The organism is Halobacillus sp. A1-3 (assembly GCF_050971765.1).
Classification (GTDB): Bacteria; Bacillota; Bacilli; order Bacillales; family Halobacillaceae; genus Halobacillus; species Halobacillus mangrovi_B.
Map to the genome: position 1 here is coordinate 21,412 of NZ_JBPCEO010000004.1, position 16,869 is coordinate 38,280.

At 40.4% G+C, this 16,869-nt stretch carries 19 protein-coding genes; all 19 read left to right on the forward strand.

All coding sequences use genetic code 11. The annotated features are described in order from the left end of the window. The first annotated feature begins 4 nt into the window (after window positions 1–4). The 19 genes from mraY to ACRYKC_RS08025 all read left to right on the forward strand — a co-directional run bounded on the left by mraY (window position 5) and on the right by ACRYKC_RS08025 (window position 16,766). Window positions 5–988: a phospho-N-acetylmuramoyl-pentapeptide-transferase gene (gene mraY, locus ACRYKC_RS07935; RefSeq protein WP_433806210.1), complete on the forward strand. Its 984-nt coding sequence runs from the start codon at window positions 5–7 to the stop codon at window positions 986–988. Then, the gene (gene murD / locus ACRYKC_RS07940; protein WP_433806211.1) at window positions 988–2,334 is read left to right on the forward strand and encodes a UDP-N-acetylmuramoyl-L-alanine--D-glutamate ligase; all 1,347 of its coding nucleotides are present in this window, start codon (window positions 988–990) and stop codon (window positions 2,332–2,334) included. Before mraY ends, murD begins: the two co-directional genes overlap by 1 nt. Window positions 2,335–2,395: 61 nt before the next feature. Then, on the forward strand, window positions 2,396–3,499 hold the full coding sequence (gene spoVE / locus ACRYKC_RS07945; protein WP_085030032.1) for a stage V sporulation protein E: 1,104 nt from the start codon (window positions 2,396–2,398) through the stop codon (window positions 3,497–3,499). A gap of 283 nt (window positions 3,500–3,782) precedes the next feature. Next, a complete protein-coding gene (locus ACRYKC_RS07950; protein WP_433806212.1) occupies window positions 3,783–4,721 on the forward strand; it encodes a cell division protein FtsQ/DivIB in 939 nt (312 codons plus the stop codon). Between the two features lie 35 nt (window positions 4,722–4,756). Then, window positions 4,757–4,912 carry a hypothetical protein gene (locus ACRYKC_RS07955; protein WP_433806213.1) on the forward strand — a complete coding sequence of 52 codons (156 nt, stop codon included), beginning with the start codon at window positions 4,757–4,759 and terminating at the stop codon, window positions 4,910–4,912. 591 nt (window positions 4,913–5,503) lie between these two features. Next, window positions 5,504–6,796 carry a cell division protein FtsA gene (ftsA, locus tag ACRYKC_RS07960; RefSeq protein ID WP_433806214.1) on the forward strand — a complete coding sequence of 431 codons (1,293 nt, stop codon included), beginning with the start codon at window positions 5,504–5,506 and terminating at the stop codon, window positions 6,794–6,796. 75 nt (window positions 6,797–6,871) lie between these two features. Next, window positions 6,872–8,020: a cell division protein FtsZ gene (ftsZ, locus tag ACRYKC_RS07965; protein ID WP_433806215.1), complete on the forward strand. Its 1,149-nt coding sequence runs from the start codon at window positions 6,872–6,874 to the stop codon at window positions 8,018–8,020. Between the two features lie 449 nt (window positions 8,021–8,469). Further along, window positions 8,470–9,378: a sigma-E processing peptidase SpoIIGA gene (gene spoIIGA / locus ACRYKC_RS07970; RefSeq protein ID WP_433806586.1), complete on the forward strand. Its 909-nt coding sequence runs from the start codon at window positions 8,470–8,472 to the stop codon at window positions 9,376–9,378. An 18-nt stretch (window positions 9,379–9,396) separates the two neighbouring features. Further along, window positions 9,397–10,116 (forward strand): RNA polymerase sporulation sigma factor SigE, encoded by a 720-nt coding sequence (gene sigE / locus ACRYKC_RS07975; protein WP_085030026.1) that lies wholly within the window; start codon window positions 9,397–9,399, stop codon window positions 10,114–10,116. Window positions 10,117–10,198: 82 nt separating this feature from the next. Continuing rightward, window positions 10,199–10,978, forward strand: coding sequence for an RNA polymerase sporulation sigma factor SigG (gene sigG, locus ACRYKC_RS07980; RefSeq protein ID WP_433806216.1), 780 nt, complete (start codon window positions 10,199–10,201; stop codon window positions 10,976–10,978). 249 nt (window positions 10,979–11,227) lie between these two features. Continuing rightward, complete coding sequence (locus ACRYKC_RS07985) at window positions 11,228–11,500, forward strand: YlmC/YmxH family sporulation protein (RefSeq protein ID WP_433806217.1); 273 nt, start codon at window positions 11,228–11,230, stop codon at window positions 11,498–11,500. A gap of 57 nt (window positions 11,501–11,557) precedes the next feature. Further along, on the forward strand, window positions 11,558–12,358 hold the full coding sequence (pgeF, locus tag ACRYKC_RS07990; protein ID WP_433806218.1) for a peptidoglycan editing factor PgeF: 801 nt from the start codon (window positions 11,558–11,560) through the stop codon (window positions 12,356–12,358). 21 nt (window positions 12,359–12,379) lie between these two features. Beyond that, window positions 12,380–13,048 (forward strand): YggS family pyridoxal phosphate-dependent enzyme, encoded by a 669-nt coding sequence (locus tag ACRYKC_RS07995; RefSeq protein WP_433806219.1) that lies wholly within the window; start codon window positions 12,380–12,382, stop codon window positions 13,046–13,048. 24 nt (window positions 13,049–13,072) lie between these two features. After that, a complete protein-coding gene (locus ACRYKC_RS08000) occupies window positions 13,073–13,525 on the forward strand; it encodes a cell division protein SepF (RefSeq protein ID WP_433806220.1) in 453 nt (150 codons plus the stop codon). A gap of 3 nt (window positions 13,526–13,528) precedes the next feature. Further along, window positions 13,529–13,792: a YggT family protein gene (locus ACRYKC_RS08005; protein ID WP_433806221.1), complete on the forward strand. Its 264-nt coding sequence runs from the start codon at window positions 13,529–13,531 to the stop codon at window positions 13,790–13,792. Window positions 13,793–13,870: 78 nt separating this feature from the next. Next, window positions 13,871–14,644, forward strand: coding sequence for a YlmH family RNA-binding protein (locus tag ACRYKC_RS08010; protein ID WP_433806222.1), 774 nt, complete (start codon window positions 13,871–13,873; stop codon window positions 14,642–14,644). A 75-nt stretch (window positions 14,645–14,719) separates the two neighbouring features. Further along, a complete protein-coding gene (locus ACRYKC_RS08015) occupies window positions 14,720–15,247 on the forward strand; it encodes a DivIVA domain-containing protein (RefSeq protein ID WP_433806223.1) in 528 nt (175 codons plus the stop codon). Window positions 15,248–15,387: 140 nt separating this feature from the next. Continuing rightward, window positions 15,388–15,861, forward strand: coding sequence for a signal peptidase II (gene lspA, locus ACRYKC_RS08020; RefSeq protein WP_433806224.1), 474 nt, complete (start codon window positions 15,388–15,390; stop codon window positions 15,859–15,861). Then, the gene (locus ACRYKC_RS08025) at window positions 15,858–16,766 is read left to right on the forward strand and encodes an RluA family pseudouridine synthase (protein WP_433806225.1); all 909 of its coding nucleotides are present in this window, start codon (window positions 15,858–15,860) and stop codon (window positions 16,764–16,766) included. Before lspA ends, ACRYKC_RS08025 begins: the two co-directional genes overlap by 4 nt. Window positions 16,767–16,869 lie beyond the last annotated feature (103 nt).

A 16,869-nucleotide genomic window follows, 5' to 3' on the forward strand; every position in this document is an offset into this window, starting at 1 on the left:
ATACATGGACGAATACATATTACTTATCACTATGGCATTATCATTCGTGATTACTGTCGTGATATCGCCGATGATTATCCCGTTTTTAAGAAGATTGAAGTTCGGTCAGGCGATTAGAGAAGAAGGACCTCAGTCACATCAGAAAAAATCTGGAACACCAACAATGGGCGGAGTCATGATTATCCTAGCAGTCATTGCAACGACATTGATTGCTTCTTTTTGGTTTAATGCTCAATCTACGAGTATTCATTTGTTTTTAGTATTATTTGTTCTTATAGGTTATGGACTACTAGGATTTCTAGATGACTATATAAAAGTTGCGTTGAAGCGGAACCTTGGGTTGACTTCAAAGCAGAAAATGCTGGGTCAAATCATTATTGCGATTGTTGTATACATGATTTTGAGACAAAATGATTTTCCTACAACGATCGGGGTGCCTGGCACCACATTGGAAGTAGAATTAGGTTTCGGATATGCGCTTCTCATTCTTTTCATGCTCGTTGGGGGTTCCAATGCCGTGAACCTTACCGATGGGCTTGATGGTTTATTAGCAGGAACTGCAGCGATCGCGTTTGGTGCTTTCGGTATTCTTGCATGGACAGGGGATACCAATATTGATGTTACTATTTTCGCATTGGCTGTTGTCGGTGCCCTCCTAGGATTTTTAGTGTTTAATGCTCACCCCGCAAAAGTATTCATGGGCGATACAGGATCACTAGCCCTCGGGGGCGCGATTGCAATTATTGCCATCTTGACGAAATTGGAGTTACTCCTTGTCATTATTGGCGGTGTTTTTGTTCTAGAGACTCTGTCAGTTATTATTCAGGTTATTTCTTTTAAAACGACTGGAAAGCGCGTATTTAAGATGAGTCCTTTACATCACCACTATGAATTAAAGGGCTGGTCAGAGTGGCGCGTCGTAACGACATTCTGGGCAGTAGGATTAATTTTTGCTGTTCTTGGTGTTTATATTGAGGTGATGTTCTGATGAAAAAATTAGAATCTTTCCCTTACAACCACGTGCTCGTCCTTGGGCTGGCCAAAAGCGGGACGGCTGCTGCTCATCTTTTGTTGGACAGCGGCGTAACAGTAAGGATTAATGATAAAAATGCTGTTGAATCCAGCGAAGAGATTCAGCAGTTAAAAGAAAAAGGGGCAGATATCATAACTGGCGGACACCCTTTGTCCGTTTTGGACGATATTGACCTATTAGTAAAGAACCCAGGGATCCCTTATGAGAACCCTGTTGTGGAGGAAAGTGTGAAAAGGAAATTACCTGTCGTGACCGAAGTTGAGCTTGCCGGTCACCTTCACAATGGGCCGCTAATTGCAGTTACAGGTTCCAATGGAAAAACGACAACAACAACATTGATTCATGAAATGATCAAGGCAGATCATCAGCCAGTTTCTATTGCAGGGAACATCGGTAAAGTGTCTTGTGAAGTGGCGCGTTCTACAACAGATGAAGAGACCATGGTGGTTGAATTATCTTCCTTCCAATTGCTTGGAACGGAAAATTTCCGACCGGACATCTCTGTCTTACTAAACCTTTATGAAGCTCACCTTGATTATCATGGCACACTCGAGAACTATCATGAGGCAAAAGTGAAGATTATGGAAAATCAGACAGAAGCGGATACTCTTGTGTTTAACGCTGATGATGAGAAGATTAACGCCTATACTTCACGTACCAAAGCTAAGCTAGTAGCCTTTTCTACTAAACAACAAGTAGAAGGGGCATGGTCCGACGGGGAATGGGTTTATTTTTACGATGAAACTATAATGAAAGTCAGAGAAATCGTACTCGTCGGTGAGCAAAACTTGCAAAATATATTAGCTGCGATTGCTGCGGTAAAAGTTAATGGTGTATCTAATAAAGCCATTCAAAAAGTGTTAAGGACATTCTCAGGAGTAGAACATCGCCTTCAATTTGTAACGGAGAAAAATGGACGTTCTTTTTATAATGATTCAAAGGCGACGAATATTCTAGCTACCTCTTATGCTTTGCGTTCCTTTAAGCAGCCTGTTATTTTACTAGCTGGCGGACTTGATCGGGGTACCACCTTTGAAAGCCTGATTCCTTATCTCGGCTCTGTCAAAGGTATGGTTCTCTTTGGTGAAACGGCTGATCTGTTAGAAGAAACAGGGAGACAAGCAGGGATAGATAAGATTATTAAGGTGAACGGCATGCATGAGGCTGTAGAGAAGGCTAACGAGATGTCTCAGCAAGGAGATGTTATCTTACTTTCCCCTGCATGTGCGAGCTGGGACCAATACAGAACTTTTGAAGAAAGAGGCAACATGTTTATCGATGCTGTGCATAAGCTGAACTAAGGGCTTATGCGAACAAGCTTATAGCCCTGTTTTCCATCCAGATGGGAGGTAGGGCTTTTTTATGGAAGAAAAACAAAAAAAGCCAGATTTATGGTTGAATGCAGCCATTATCGGTATTTTGGTGATTGGGATTGTCATGGTTTACAGTTCATCAAGCATCTGGTCAGAGTATAAGTTTGATGATCCATGGTTTTATGCAAAGAGACAAATTCTCTTTGCAACAGCTGGGCTTATAGCTATGGTGACGTTATCAAGGATCCCTTATTACTTTTGGTACTCTCATGCAAAATGGATCTTGCTCATATGTCTCGTTTTTTTGATTGCTGTGTTGATTCCTGGAGTAGGGATGGTTCGTGGAGGAGCGAGAAGCTGGATTGGTGTAGGAATGTTCAGTATTCAACCGTCTGAATTCATGAAGCTTGGTCTGATTCTTTTCCTTGCACGCTTTTTATCGGACAGGCAAAAACGGATGAACTCTTTCCAGGAAGGTTTCTTGCCTGGCCTCGCACTTATTCTAGTGCCGTTTGCCCTCATCATGCTGCAGCCAGACCTTGGTACAGGGGTCGTTATGGTTGGAACATGTCTTGTCATGATGTTCACAGCTGGTGCTAGAATCAGTCACTTCATGTGGATTGCAGCAGCAGGAATGGCTGGGATGGTTGGATTAATCGCGTCTGCTCCATATCGAATCAAAAGGATAACAGCTTTCTTACACCCGTGGGAAGATCCATTAGGGGCTGGCTTTCAAATTATACAATCCCTGTACGCAATTGGACCAGGTGGACTTTTAGGCCTCGGCTTAGGCAACAGCATGCAAAAATTCTTTTATCTTCCAGAGCCTCAAACAGATTTTATCTTTGCTGTTTTAGCAGAAGAACTTGGATTCTTGGGAGGATTCCTTGTCTTGGCTTTGTTTTTCGTACTACTCTGGAGAGGGGTGCGTACAAGCCTTAACGCTCCTGACCTTTTCGGATCATTACTAGCTCTAGGAATTGTAGGAATGATCTCCATTCAGGTGATGATCAACGTAAGTGTTGTGACAGGTTTGATTCCGGTGACAGGAATCACACTCCCACTGGTTAGTTATGGCGGCTCATCATTGACGCTGACTTTGGCATCTTTAGGGTTACTACTTAGCGTCAGCAGGTTTTCTAATCGAGAGTAGGGGAGGGGCAGAATATGATCTGCGCCCTTTTCTTTTGTATTCTTATTTAATCTGATTGAAAATAATCAACGGGCAGTTACATATGTAGTTTATCAGCGATACAATTAATTAATTTTTTATTAAAAACTAGTTCAACTCTATCAATCTATAACTCCAAATTTATGATATAATGGGATTTACATCAATAAGGTGAAAAACCTTAGCTTAGATATGGGTTTAGCTTATTTTTTTGCAGCCGTGAATCACAACTCAAGGGTGTCATCAGTAAGGAGAAATGCCCGTTATGGAAGAAAGAAAAATTGTTTCCATAGAAGATCGTATACCAAAACTTAAGCAAACAAGAAAAAAGAAGGCGAATCGTCGATTGATCGTTTATTTGACGATTTTATTTCTTTTAATTGCGACAGTCGTTTATTTACAATCCCCTCTTAGTGATGTAAGAGAGGTCGTTGTCAAAGGTCAGCAACATGTGAGTGAAGAAGAGATTCAAGAAATCTCTAAGATCACTAAAGATACGAACATTTGGCAAGTAGAAAGCGACAAAATTAAAAAACGTCTGGAATCACATAATGAAATCACTTTTGCAGATGTAAATCGAAAGTTTCCAAGTACGGTACAAATTGAAGTGGAAGAGGCTGAACGAATCGGATATGTGAAAGAAAACGGTGAGTTCCGCCCTATACTGGAAAATGGTACAGAACTGAAATCTACTTCACCTTTACCTGGAGGAGACGCTCCCATATTAGCAGGCTTTAATAAGCCCACTTACTTAAAAGAAATGTCACAGGAGTTAAAAGAACTGCCAGATAGTGTTTCAAGTCTGATTTCTGAAATTCATTGGGAACCAAAAGAGGACAACCCTTATCAAATTCGTTTGTATATGACTGATGGTTATCAAGTACTTGCTTCGATACGCACCTTCTCGAGTAAGATGCCAGCGTATCCTTCCATCGTATCTCAACTAGATGAAGGGCTTGAAGGAATTATCCATATTGATGTAGGTGCTTATTTCGAGGAATTTACCGAGGCGGAACAAGAACAACAATCAGAAAGTACTGAACAGTCTGGAGAGGAAAGTGTGCAACAGGAGATTAGTCAACAACATAGCAGCCAGCAAGAAGCCGCCCAGCAAGAAAACAACCAAAATGTAGAACAAGATAACACGGACAGTCCTGATGAGGGAAGCATCCAAGAGGAGAGTGCAGATGAGAATCAAGGGTAAACCACTCCTCAATTGGTGCAGTTAAGTGATTCACAATGGGGAAAGATTATTTTTACAAAACAGCTTTTGGAATTAGAAGAAAAAAACAAAAACTGAGAGATGAACTTAAAGTAAAGCGTGACAAAATACAGGAGTATGACAGCAAACTAGCAAGCAGGGAGAAAGTACTGGCTTATTTTGTCCAACGGTGAAATGAACTTTAGATGCTTGCTGGTGTTCTACCAGTATTAGATTCTAGAAGAAAAGTCACGTTAAGAGATGCAGAATACATCCCGGATGAAGAGCAGGTTAATCAATATTTTGTACATGAAATTCATCGTCATCAATGAGTTGTAGTTTGCTTATGTTAGAGCCATTTAAATGACGATCTTGTTTTCAGCAATAGCGATCTTTCTTGTACAGGACCTGTTATCATGTTAGATGGTATCCAGCTTCTTTTGTCAATACGGCAATTGGAGATACATCAAGCTTGGACTTGACGCAAAGCGTCATTGATTACTTTCATTAGATATCCGTTTATTTCCAAATCTAGTGATTATTTGCTGGTGAATTATTGACCAAAAATTACTAGTCAAAATCAGAAAAAAATGAGCGTAAATAAGAGGATATTCGTGAAAGTCTGTGGAAAACAAGTAATGAACGAGTTTTTGGAAACTTACTAGATCATTCGTAGGATGAATTTTTTCAATTCATTTACGTTTGTATTTCATGATTGTATTTTTTTCGTATGTTCGATATGCTTTGAACTACTCATATGGCTTGTTACAGGAGGTGCGTCACTGGTGAATCAAAATGAAATCCTAGTTAGTTTAGATATAGGAACAAGTAGAATCAAAGTGATTATTGGAGAGATTATGAACGAAACGCTAAATATTATTGGCGTTGGATCAGCAAAATCAAATGGCATGAAGAAAGGAGCCATTGTTGATATCGATCAAACGGTCCATTCGATTCGTACTGCTGTCGAGCAAGCAGAGCGGATGGTGGATATGAAAATAGACCGAGTTGTCGTAGGAGTTAACGGGAACCATATTCAACTGCAGCCATGTCATGGGGTAGTTGCTGTTTCTAGTGAAAGCAGAGAGATTGGTAATGAGGACATTAGACGTGTCATCGACGCTGCGCAAGTTGTTTCAGTTCCTCCAGAGCGCGAAATTATAGATGTCATTCCACGCCAGTTTATTGTAGATGGTCAGGACGAAATCACAGACCCACGTGGGATGATTGGTGTACGTTTAGAGATGGAAGGTATGATTATTACATGCGCAAAAACCGTCTTACATAACACCTTAAAATGCGTGGAAAGAGCAGGACTTGAAGTGTTGGATGTATGTTTACAACCACTAGCTTCAGGAACCGTTTCCTTATCTGAAGACGAAAAGAACCTGGGCGTTGCGCTTGTAGACGTTGGAGGAGGATCTACCACTGTCTCTGTTTTTGAAGAAGGACATCTAAAAGGAACGAGTATGATTCCTTTTGGGGGAGATAATCTTACAAAAGACCTGTCCATTGGGTTGAGGACTTCAACCGAGGAAGCAGAACAAGTGAAACTTGAACATGGGCATGCCTTTTTCGATGATGCCAACGAAGATGAAAGTTTTTCTGTAACAATTATAGGAAGTAATCGAGAACAAGCATTCAATCAATTGCAAATCTCTGATATGATTGAAGCTAGAATGGAAGAAATTTTTGTGTTTGCTGCTCAGGAAATTCAACGCATGGGAGTCCGGGAGTTACCGGGCGGTTTTGTGTTGACTGGCGGTACAATGAATATGCCAGGAGTCCTTGAACTGGCGCAGGATGTATTCCATTCTAATGTAAGACTCGCAATTCCAGATTATATCGGAGTGCGCGAACCACAATTTACAAGTGGTGTAGGCATCTTGCAATTCGCTTATCGTAATGCGAAAATACAAGGAAAAGAGATTTTTCCATCTGTAACCGCTGAATTAGAACAACCGGCACCTAAAAAGCAAAAACGTGCAGCAACAAAACAGCAAAAAGAAGAAACAGAAAAACCAGAGAAGAAAAAAGAGTCAGGCTTGTCCAATCTATTAAAATATTTCTTTGATTAATTGGAAGCTTGGAGTCGGTCAAAGGACGGACGATACAATAAATCTTGTAATCTCGTGTATTAGGAGGAACGGATGATGTTAGATTTTGATACAAGCATGGACCAATTGGCAACCATTAAAGTAATCGGAGTAGGCGGTGGCGGTAGTAACGCCGTAAACCGCATGATTGAACATGGGGTGCAAGGTGTTGAATTTATTGCAGTCAACACAGACGCCCAGGCATTAAACCTTTCTAAAGCAGAGGTCAAAATGCAAATTGGAGGAAAACTAACTCGTGGTTTAGGAGCGGGTGCAAACCCTGAAGTAGGGCGGAAAGCCGCTGAAGAAAGTAAAGAACAGCTCGAAGAAGCGTTGCAAGGCGCAGACATGGTATTTGTTACTGCTGGTATGGGTGGAGGAACCGGTACTGGTGCAGCCCCTGTCATCGCGCAAGTAGCAAAAGAGCTAGGTGCTCTTACAGTAGGTGTAGTTACACGACCATTTACATTCGAAGGTCGTAAGCGTTCTACACAAGCAGCTGGCGGAATTGAAGGACTTAAAGGCGCTGTCGATACATTGATCGTAATCCCTAATGATCGTCTGCTAGAAATTGTTGATAAAAATACACCTATGCTTGAAGCATTCCGTGAAGCGGACAATGTACTTCGTCAAGGTGTACAAGGTATTTCAGACTTAATTGCTGTACCTGGACTAATCAACGTAGACTTTGCGGATGTGAAGACAATCATGGTGGACAAAGGTTCCGCATTAATGGGAATCGGTATCGCTACTGGGGAAAGCCGTGCAGCAGAAGCTGCGAAGAAAGCAATCTCCTCACCACTTCTTGAAACATCCATTGATGGAGCACATGGTGTTCTTATGAATATCAGTGGAGGTACAAACTTAAGCCTGTATGAAGTGCAGGAAGCGGCGGATATCGTAACATCTGCAGCAGACCAAGAAGTAAATGTAATCTTCGGTTCTGTTATCAATGAGAACCTGAAAGACGAAATCGTTGTAACTGTAATTGCTACAGGATTTGATGAAGCTCAGATTGCGCAAGGACAACAAAAGAAACGTCCACAACCGCAACAACAGCCAAAACAAAACACAGTTGAACGTTCAGTGAGAGAAGAACAGCCACGTCGTGAATCTCCTCAACCTCAACAACAAAAGATGCCGAATCAAGAAGAAGATACACTTGATATTCCGACATTCTTAAGAAATCGGAACCGTCGTCGTTAATTATCTCGAGCGTAAACCCGCTGCACATTAGAGTGCAGCGGGTTTTTTGTAATCTAAATTTATGGAGCTTATGGATAATGTGGTCTAGCCCTAATGGGAGGAAATAATGCCTAAGTGAAAAGAATCGTATCGAAACTTTAATACTAAGCAAAAGGTTATATAGTGATTTTTGAGGCAATAAACCGCCGCTTGTAGGGGTGCCATCCCCGCCCTCTCCATATTTCATTGTCCAGTTCCGTTGTACAAACACTCGAGTCATAAGTCAATCTTAACAAGGTGGTACACTACTTCAATGCTTGGTTTATGCTTGCCGTGTTTATCAAACTTGTCCGCATATCTTACAGACATTTTGTTACAAAACTTGCTTAGGTCTGGTTCAGATTCTGACAGACTTTTCGCGGGGACAGGCTTATACTTTGCTATAACAAGACAAGAAAGGAGAGGGGAAAATTTATCTCGATGCCGTGTGGCTGCTCAATTTCTTGATGGATGCCATGATTCTTTTTTTAACACAGGGAGTAACACGAGCAAAGTCAAAAAGAAGTCGGGTATTTTTAGCTGCTTTGGTAGCTTCAGTCATTGTGCCAATATCGATATACATGCCAGATTCGTGGTTGATGAGTAGTTTAGGGAAGGTCTTTTATTCTTTTTTCATCGTTTGGGTAGCCTTTTCTTTTTCCTCTCTCCGAGCCTTTTTTTTTCAATGGGTAACTTTTTACTTTATTACCTTTACGATTGGTGGAAGCATGCTTGGGGTTCACTTCTTTTTAGCAACAGAGATCAGCGTCCAAGGTGGATCAGTTGTTACATTCACCGGGGGGTATGGTGACCCGGTCAGTTGGTTATTCGTTCTAATTGGGTTTCCTTGTTCGTTTTTGTTTACAAAATGGAGGCTGGAGCAAGTCAGTGTTCATCGGATGAAACTTGAAAACATTTATGACGTGAGTGTTAGTTGGAATGGGAAGAAGGCTGGGTGCAAAGGACTCGTTGACAGTGGTAACCAGTTGATTGATCCAGTGAGCAGAAAGATGGTGTTTTTAGCAGATCCGAGTGTCTTAAAACAATTCATGGGACAAAAGGAGCTTGATCTTCTTCAAGTCGATCAAGTCGTGACTTCAATGGACGATTTGCCGGATGAGATTCAAAAAGCGGTAAGATTAGTGCCTTATTCAGCAGCAGGAATAAAAGGTCAGCTCCTTGTAACTCTGTTAGTTGATTCCATCACGATAGAGACTCCAGATGGACATTTGGAAATAAAACAGGCTTTACTTGGAGTTCAACAGCAGGATTTGACACATGATCGTCTTTATCAATTGTTAATTCATCCACATGTCATGGTCAAAGGAAAATCAGCGTAAAGTTCAAGGGGGATTTCTATGGTAAAGTGGTTTTTCAAAGCGCGGCTATGGTTTTATCGTATTCTCATCAAGTTAGGCATTAAGCAGGACGAAATCTACTATATTGGTGGGAGTGAAGCCTTACCGCCTCCACTATCGAGAGAAGAAGAAAAAGAGTTATTAGAACTTCTTCCTAAAGGTGACAAAGCAGCAAGAGCAATGCTGATTGAGAGAAACCTTCGTCTAGTCGTTTATATCGCACGAAAGTTTGAAAACACAGGTTTAAATATCGAGGACTTAATCAGTATCGGGACAATAGGGCTGATCAAGGCTGTCAATACGTTCGATCCCGAGAAGAAAATTAAACTTGCTACGTATGCTTCCCGATGTATTGAAAATGAAATCCTTATGCACCTTAGAAAAAGTAATAAGCTTAAAACAGAAGTTTCGTTTGATGAACCTTTGAATGTTGACTGGGACGGAAACGAATTATTGCTATCTGATATCCTAGGTACAGAAGAAGATTTAATCACTAAAGGTATCGAGAAAAAAATTGATAAAAAGTTACTAAAGACAGCTTTGGAACAGCTTAATGATCGCGAGAAACAAATTATGGAACTTCGTTTTGGATTGATCGGTAAAAAAGAAAAAACTCAAAAAGATGTGGCGGATATGATGGGTATTTCACAGTCCTACATATCCCGTTTAGAAAAGAAAATTATACGCAGGTTGCAAAGGGAATTTGATAAGATGGTATAAATTTTCCAAATGCAAGCATGCATAAATTTTCCTTCCAGGGAGATACTGAAAACGTATTCTAGCTTCCTGGGAGGGTCTTGCATTGACACGACATAAAGTAGAAATATGCGGTGTAGATACATCTAAACTTCCTGTACTAACCAATAAAGAGATGAGGGCCCTGTTTGTACGTCTGCAAAGCGGAGAAATCGAAGCACGTGAAGAATTGGTCAATGGAAATCTTCGCTTAGTCTTGTCCGTCATTCAGCGCTTTAACAATCGTGGGGAGTATGGTGATGACCTTTTTCAAGTCGGATGTATCGGTTTGATGAAATCCATTGATAATTTCGATTTAAGTCACAACGTGAAGTTTTCTACTTACGCTGTACCGATGATCATCGGTGAGATTCGCAGGTATTTGAGAGACAATAACCCGATACGTGTTTCTAGATCCTTAAGAGATACGGCATACAAAGCCTTGCAAATGAGAGAAAAAATCATTAGTGAAACGAGTAAAGATCCAGCTCCACATGAAATTGCCGAGAAGATGGGCGTTCCCCATGAGGATGTCGTTTTCGCAATGGATGCTATTCAGGATCCTGTTTCGTTGTTCGAGCCGATTTATAATGATGGTGGAGATCCAATCTTTGTAGTCGATCAATTGAAAGACGATCGTGAAAATGATGCCACCTGGCTTGATGAGCTTTCATTGCGGGAAGGTATGAAGAAGTTAAATGATCGTGAAAAAATGATTTTGACGAAACGCTTTTTTCAAGGAAAAACACAAATGGAGGTTGCTGAAGAGATCGGTATATCACAAGCTCAGGTGTCACGCTTAGAAAAAGCCGCCATTAAAGAAATGAATTCATCCATGTTCCAATAATCAAATGTACGCTTCTGTTTATAAAAACAGAAGCGCTTTTTTATGGTCAAAAATAGTTAGGGAACAGAGACCCTGTATTATGGAACATAGAAAAGACAATAGGGAACAGAGAAGAGAAGAAAAGGAGCAGAGGAGGTGTACCCGTTTTCTGAATTGAGGGCTTTACCTAGGGCTCGCAGCCCCTCTTCTCATTTCTAAACAAGTCACTGCCTTCTTCTGCATATAGTTTTACAAAGGAGTGAAGCGAAAATGAAAATTACTGAATTACAAATGAAAGATGTTATTGCAATGGAAACAGGAGAACGCTTAGGCTATATTAGCGATTTAGATATCGATACCCAGCGCGGAAGGCTTCAAGGGTTAGTTTTGACACTGAAGGGTAAAGCTATGGGACTGTTTGGGAAAGAAGAGGAGCTCGTCATTCCATGGGATCAGATTGTGAATATTGGTGCTGATGTCATCCTGGTCAAAAAATCAGGGTACAGTGGATATTCTACAAGCCAAAAGTCAGAATCCGACTAATTAAACGAGAAAAACAAGGAAGAATGTGTTAAAATGAAGGGAAATTGAGGTGGTAAAATGATCGAGCCCTTCAAACACGAGACTTTACGACAATTAAATTGCTTTCGTGAATATAAAAATCTTATAGCTGGTATTACAACTCGGCAAGGTGGTCATAGTCAAAAACCTTTTGACACATTGAATATGGGACTGCATGTACCTGACCACAAAGAAACCGTTTTAGATAATAGGATAGAGCTGGCAAATGAAGTCGGCATTCCTTTAGAACAGTGGGCGATAGGTGAACAAGTTCATAATACGAAGATTAAGACAGTCACAAAAGAAGATTGTGGAAAAGGAGCATTTACACACACGTCCGCATTGGCTGGAGTCGATGGGGTAATTACGAATCAGCCAAATATACTTCTGGCAGCTTTCTATGCGGATTGTGTACCATTATTTTTTTGTGAGCCCGATAATGGCTGGATTGGAGTCGCACACGCAGGCTGGAAAGGGACCGTCAAAGGGATGGCTTCTCACATGGTTAAGGAACTTGTTAACCAAGGCTGTAACGTCGAAACCATCCAGATGACGATCGGCCCTTGCATAAGCTCAAAAAACTATGAGGTTGATCAACGTGTTAAGGATGCAATCCCCGAGGCATATCAAAACGAGACTATAATGGAAATAGGGAATAATAAATATTTGTTGGATTTGAAGAAACTGAACGAGAAAGTTGCTATTGAAGCTGGAGTGCAGTCATCCAACGTGTTTACCTCAAATTATTGTACATACGAGGAAGATGCTTTATTTTATTCCCATCGACGCGACCAAGGAAAAACCGGGCGGATGCTTGGTTATATAGGTTGGAAGAGTTGATCAGCGGGAAGGAGTATAAGGATGACAGTAAGAGAGAATTTAGCAAAAATTACAGAAACAATTGGACAAGCATGTGAAAACTGTGGACGTTCTAAAGATGAGATTACCATTATTGCTGTCACTAAATATGTAACGATAGATCGTGCCCGTGAAGCGGTGGAGGCAGGAATAAAGGATTTAGGTGAAAATCGAAAAGATGAATTTCTTGAGAAGTATGAAGCAATTGGAGATGATGTCAGCTGGCATTTCATCGGTTCCTTACAATCAAGAAAAGTAAAAGATGTTATTAACCAAGTCACGATGATCCATTCATTGGACCGTAAATCATTGGCAAAAGAAATTAATAAACGTGCAAATGAACCTATCCAGTGTTTTGTGCAAGTCAATGTCAGTGAAGAGGAATCTAAACACGGTCTTCAAATGGAAGAGGTTGAAGAATTTATTGATCTTGTGAAAAATTATGAGAATATCAGAGTAGTCGGCTTAATGACAATGGCCCCTCACACAGATGATGAAGAAAAACTGCGTGGTGTATTCAGGCAGCTGAGGGCGCAAAGAGACAGAATCAGAGACAAGCATATGCCTCATGCACCATGTGAGTACTTGTCCATGGGCATGAGCAATGATTATGCGTTAGCTATTGAAGAAGGCGCTACCCATATTCGAATTGGTTCTAGTCTAGTTGGCTAATAAAATTAAACTGAGGTGATCAAAATGAGCATGAAAAATAAATTTCGTTCATTTTTTACGCTGGATGATGAATATGAATACATTGAAGAGGAAGTAGAGGATGATGAAATGGAAGAAGAATACGAGCCGAAACAACGAACCGCTAGAAAACAAGATACTCAAAACATAGTGAGTTTAAAAAGTGCGAAATCTTCCTCAAAAATGGTACTTAGTGAGCCTAGCAACTATAACGAAGCTCAGGAAATTGCTGATCAGCTTGTAAGCCGTCGTGCCGTTGTTATTAACCTTCAAAGGGTTGATCATCATCAAGCTAAGCGAATTGTAGATTTTTTGAGCGGTACCGTATATGCTATAGGTGGAGATATTCAAAAGCTAGGTGCACAAACATTTCTTTGCACACCGGATAATGTAGAAATTTCCGGTTCAATTTCAGAAATGATTTCACAGGAAGAAGATGAAATTTATAGAAGGTGGTAGCCCATGGTTTTTTTGTTCAACATTTTGATGACAGTTATGCAGGTGTATAGCTGGATTCTCATCATTTATATTTTAATGTCCTGGTTCCCTGGTGCAAGGGAATCGAGTTTTGGTGAAATCTTAGCTAGAATGGCAGAGCCATTTCTAGAGCCATTCCGTAAGATCATCCCTCCTCTAGGAATGATTGATATTTCACCAATCGTAGCAATTCTTGTGCTGAACTTTGCAAGGCAGGGATTGCAGCAACTATATTTTATGATTTTTTAATTTAACAAGGGAACAGGTTAAGAATACAAATACTGTGTTCTTTAATCTGTTCCTTTTATTGTGTATGGAGGTTTTGTTATGGATATCTATCAGCACTTCCGCGAAGAAGAACGTCCTTTCATCGATCAGGTCCTTTCTTGGCGTGAAGATGTAGAGTTGAAATACCAAAGGAAACTTAGTGATTTTCTTGACCCAAGAGAGCAGTTGATTTTAAGGACGATTCTTGGGAATACGCCAGACCTCATATATGGTCTTTCTGGGGGAAAAGAGAATACCGAGAGAAAACGTGCAATAATTGCCCCGGAGTATGAGGTTATCGATGAAGAAGATTATCAGCTTGCTCTGCTTGAGGCAACGTACCTTACAAAGTTCGTAACCCTTGAACATAGAGATGTTCTAGGTGCCTTTATGTCTCTCGGCATAAAACGAGAAAAATTGGGCGATTTGATTGTTCAAGATGGTAAAATTCAAATTGTTGCTGCCTCTGAAATTAGTGATTATATTAAGATGAATTTGACTGGTGTAAAAAAGTCGAGTGTGCAATTCGAAGAGAAGCCTATGTCCCATCTTCTTGAAAATTCAAATGAGTGGTCAAAGAAGGAAACAACAGTCTCCTCTCTCCGGTTAGATGTCCTTCTTAAAGAAATCTACGGGATGTCCCGAAAAAAAGCAGTTATGCATATTGAAGCGAAGCATGTGAAGGTGAATTTCAGGGTTGTAGAAAATCCAGCATTTCTTTTAGAAGAAGGAGATCTCATGTCATTACGTGGAAAAGGCAGAAGCCGCTTGGAAGAAGTCCAAGGAAAAACAAAAAAAGAGAAATACAAAGTGACGACAGGAAAACTAATTTAAATCGAAAAAAAGCAGGATTTCGTAGAGATCTGTCGAAACCAATATGTACCAGATTACGCTAAGGAGGTGGTTGGTGTGCCATTAACACCATTGGATATTCACAACAAAGAGTTTACAAAAGCATTTAGAGGCTATGAAGAGGATGAAGTAAATGAGTTTCTTGATCAAGTGATTAAGGACTACGAAATTATTATCAGGCAAAAAAAAGAATTAGAACGTGAAGTAGAACAATTGAATGAGCGACTCGGCCATTTTACAAATATCGAGACGACTCTGAACAAATCAATTCTTGTGGCACAGGAAACCGCAGAAGATGTGAAAAGCAATGCCAATAAAGAATCAAAAATTATCATCCAGGAAGCGGAAAAGAATGCTGATCGGATTGTTAATGAGGCGTTAGATAAATCAAGGCGTCTATCCTATGAAGTCGAAGAAATGAAGAAGCAAGCGAAAGTGTTTAAGACAAGGTTGAGTAAGCTTGTTGAAGCTCAAATGGAAATGATTAATAATGACGATTGGGATCATTTGTTTGATACTGAGCTTGATAAAGAGGAAGAAGTGAAAGAGCTAGTTGAGAAGGAATTGACATCACAAAATTCATAAAATGCCGTGTTTTACATAACGCGAAATTCAATTATTTTAGGAAGGTGTCGTACTGATTTTAGTCGACACCTTTTGTTTTTGATTTTACACCTTCTTTTTATGGTACAATAGCCTAGGAATAAGATTCATGGAGGCCGTTTATGTTAGCGTACTATTTATTAGCTCTCGGAATGATTATATTAGATCAAATCACAAAGTGGCTGGTCGTAACAAACATGCGTATAGGGGAAAGTATTCCTATCATAGAAAATTTCTTTTACCTGACATCCCATCGCAACAAGGGAGCTGCGTGGGGAATTTTACAAGGGCAGATGTGGTTCTTCTATATTGTCACAGTCATTGTGATTGGGGTCGTCATTTACTACATTCAGCAATATGGGAAAGAGAGTAAGCTCGCAGGTGTAGCCCTTTCATTAATTCTGGCTGGTGCGATTGGTAACTTTATTGATCGAGTGTTACGTAAAGAAGTGGTTGATTTTGCAGACACCTATATTTTTACCTATGATTTTCCAATATTTAATGTTGCGGATTCATCACTTGTTATTGGAGTTATCTTAGTGATGATCGCAACGTTTTTAGATGAGCGTAAAAAGAAAGGAAGTATAGAAACGTGAGTGAACAATATCAAGTTTTGGAAAGCGATCAGTCGAAAAGAATTGATAAATTATTGACTGATATCGTTGAAGATGCTTCAAGATCACAAATCCAGAGCTGGCTAAAAGACAAGTTTGTTTTAGTGGATGGAGAAGCTGTAAAAAGTAATTATAAGGTGCAGGAAGGGGAAGTGATCTCATGGAGCATTCCTGAGCCAGAACCCTTAGAAATTGTGGCAGAAGATATTCCTATTGAAATCGTTTATGAAGACGAAGATGTGGTAGTAGTCAATAAGCCTTCCGGAATGGTTGTACACCCATCAGCTGGTCATCCGTCAGGCACGCTTGTGAATGCACTTTTATTCCATTGTAAGGACCTGTCAGGTATCAATGGGGTTGAGCGGCCGGGAATTGTCCATCGGATAGATAAAGATACAAGCGGACTCCTTATGGTAGCAAAGAATGATAAAGCACATAGATCTCTTGTTGAGCAGCTTCAAAATAAATCAGTGGAGCGGAAGTATGAAGCAATTGTCCATGGTATGATCTCTCACGAGTATGGAACCATTGATGCTCCAATAGGCCGTGATCCGAAGGACCGTCAAAAGATGGCAGTAGTTGAAGGCGGAAGAGAAGCTGTCACACACTTTAGGGTGCTAAAACATTTTCAAGATTTTACTTTAGTTGAATGTAAACTAGAGACGGGAAGAACACACCAAATCCGTGTTCATATGCGGTACATTAACCACCCGTTAGCCGGTGATCCTAAATATGGTCCTCGGAAAACATGGGGGCTTGATGGTCAGGCGCTGCACGCGAAGTCTTTAGGATTTGACCATCCAAGAACTGGGGAATGGAAGGAATTTGAAGTAGAGCCTCCAAAAGAATTCACTGATATGATTACGTTTCTGGAGAATAGAGAGTAAGATACAAAAGAAGTAGCTGTCTCTATGTGGGACAGCTCTTTTTCCAATGATGTTCTTATTCAATCAACAGTACTAAAGACTTTGAATTTAATGTAACATTGGG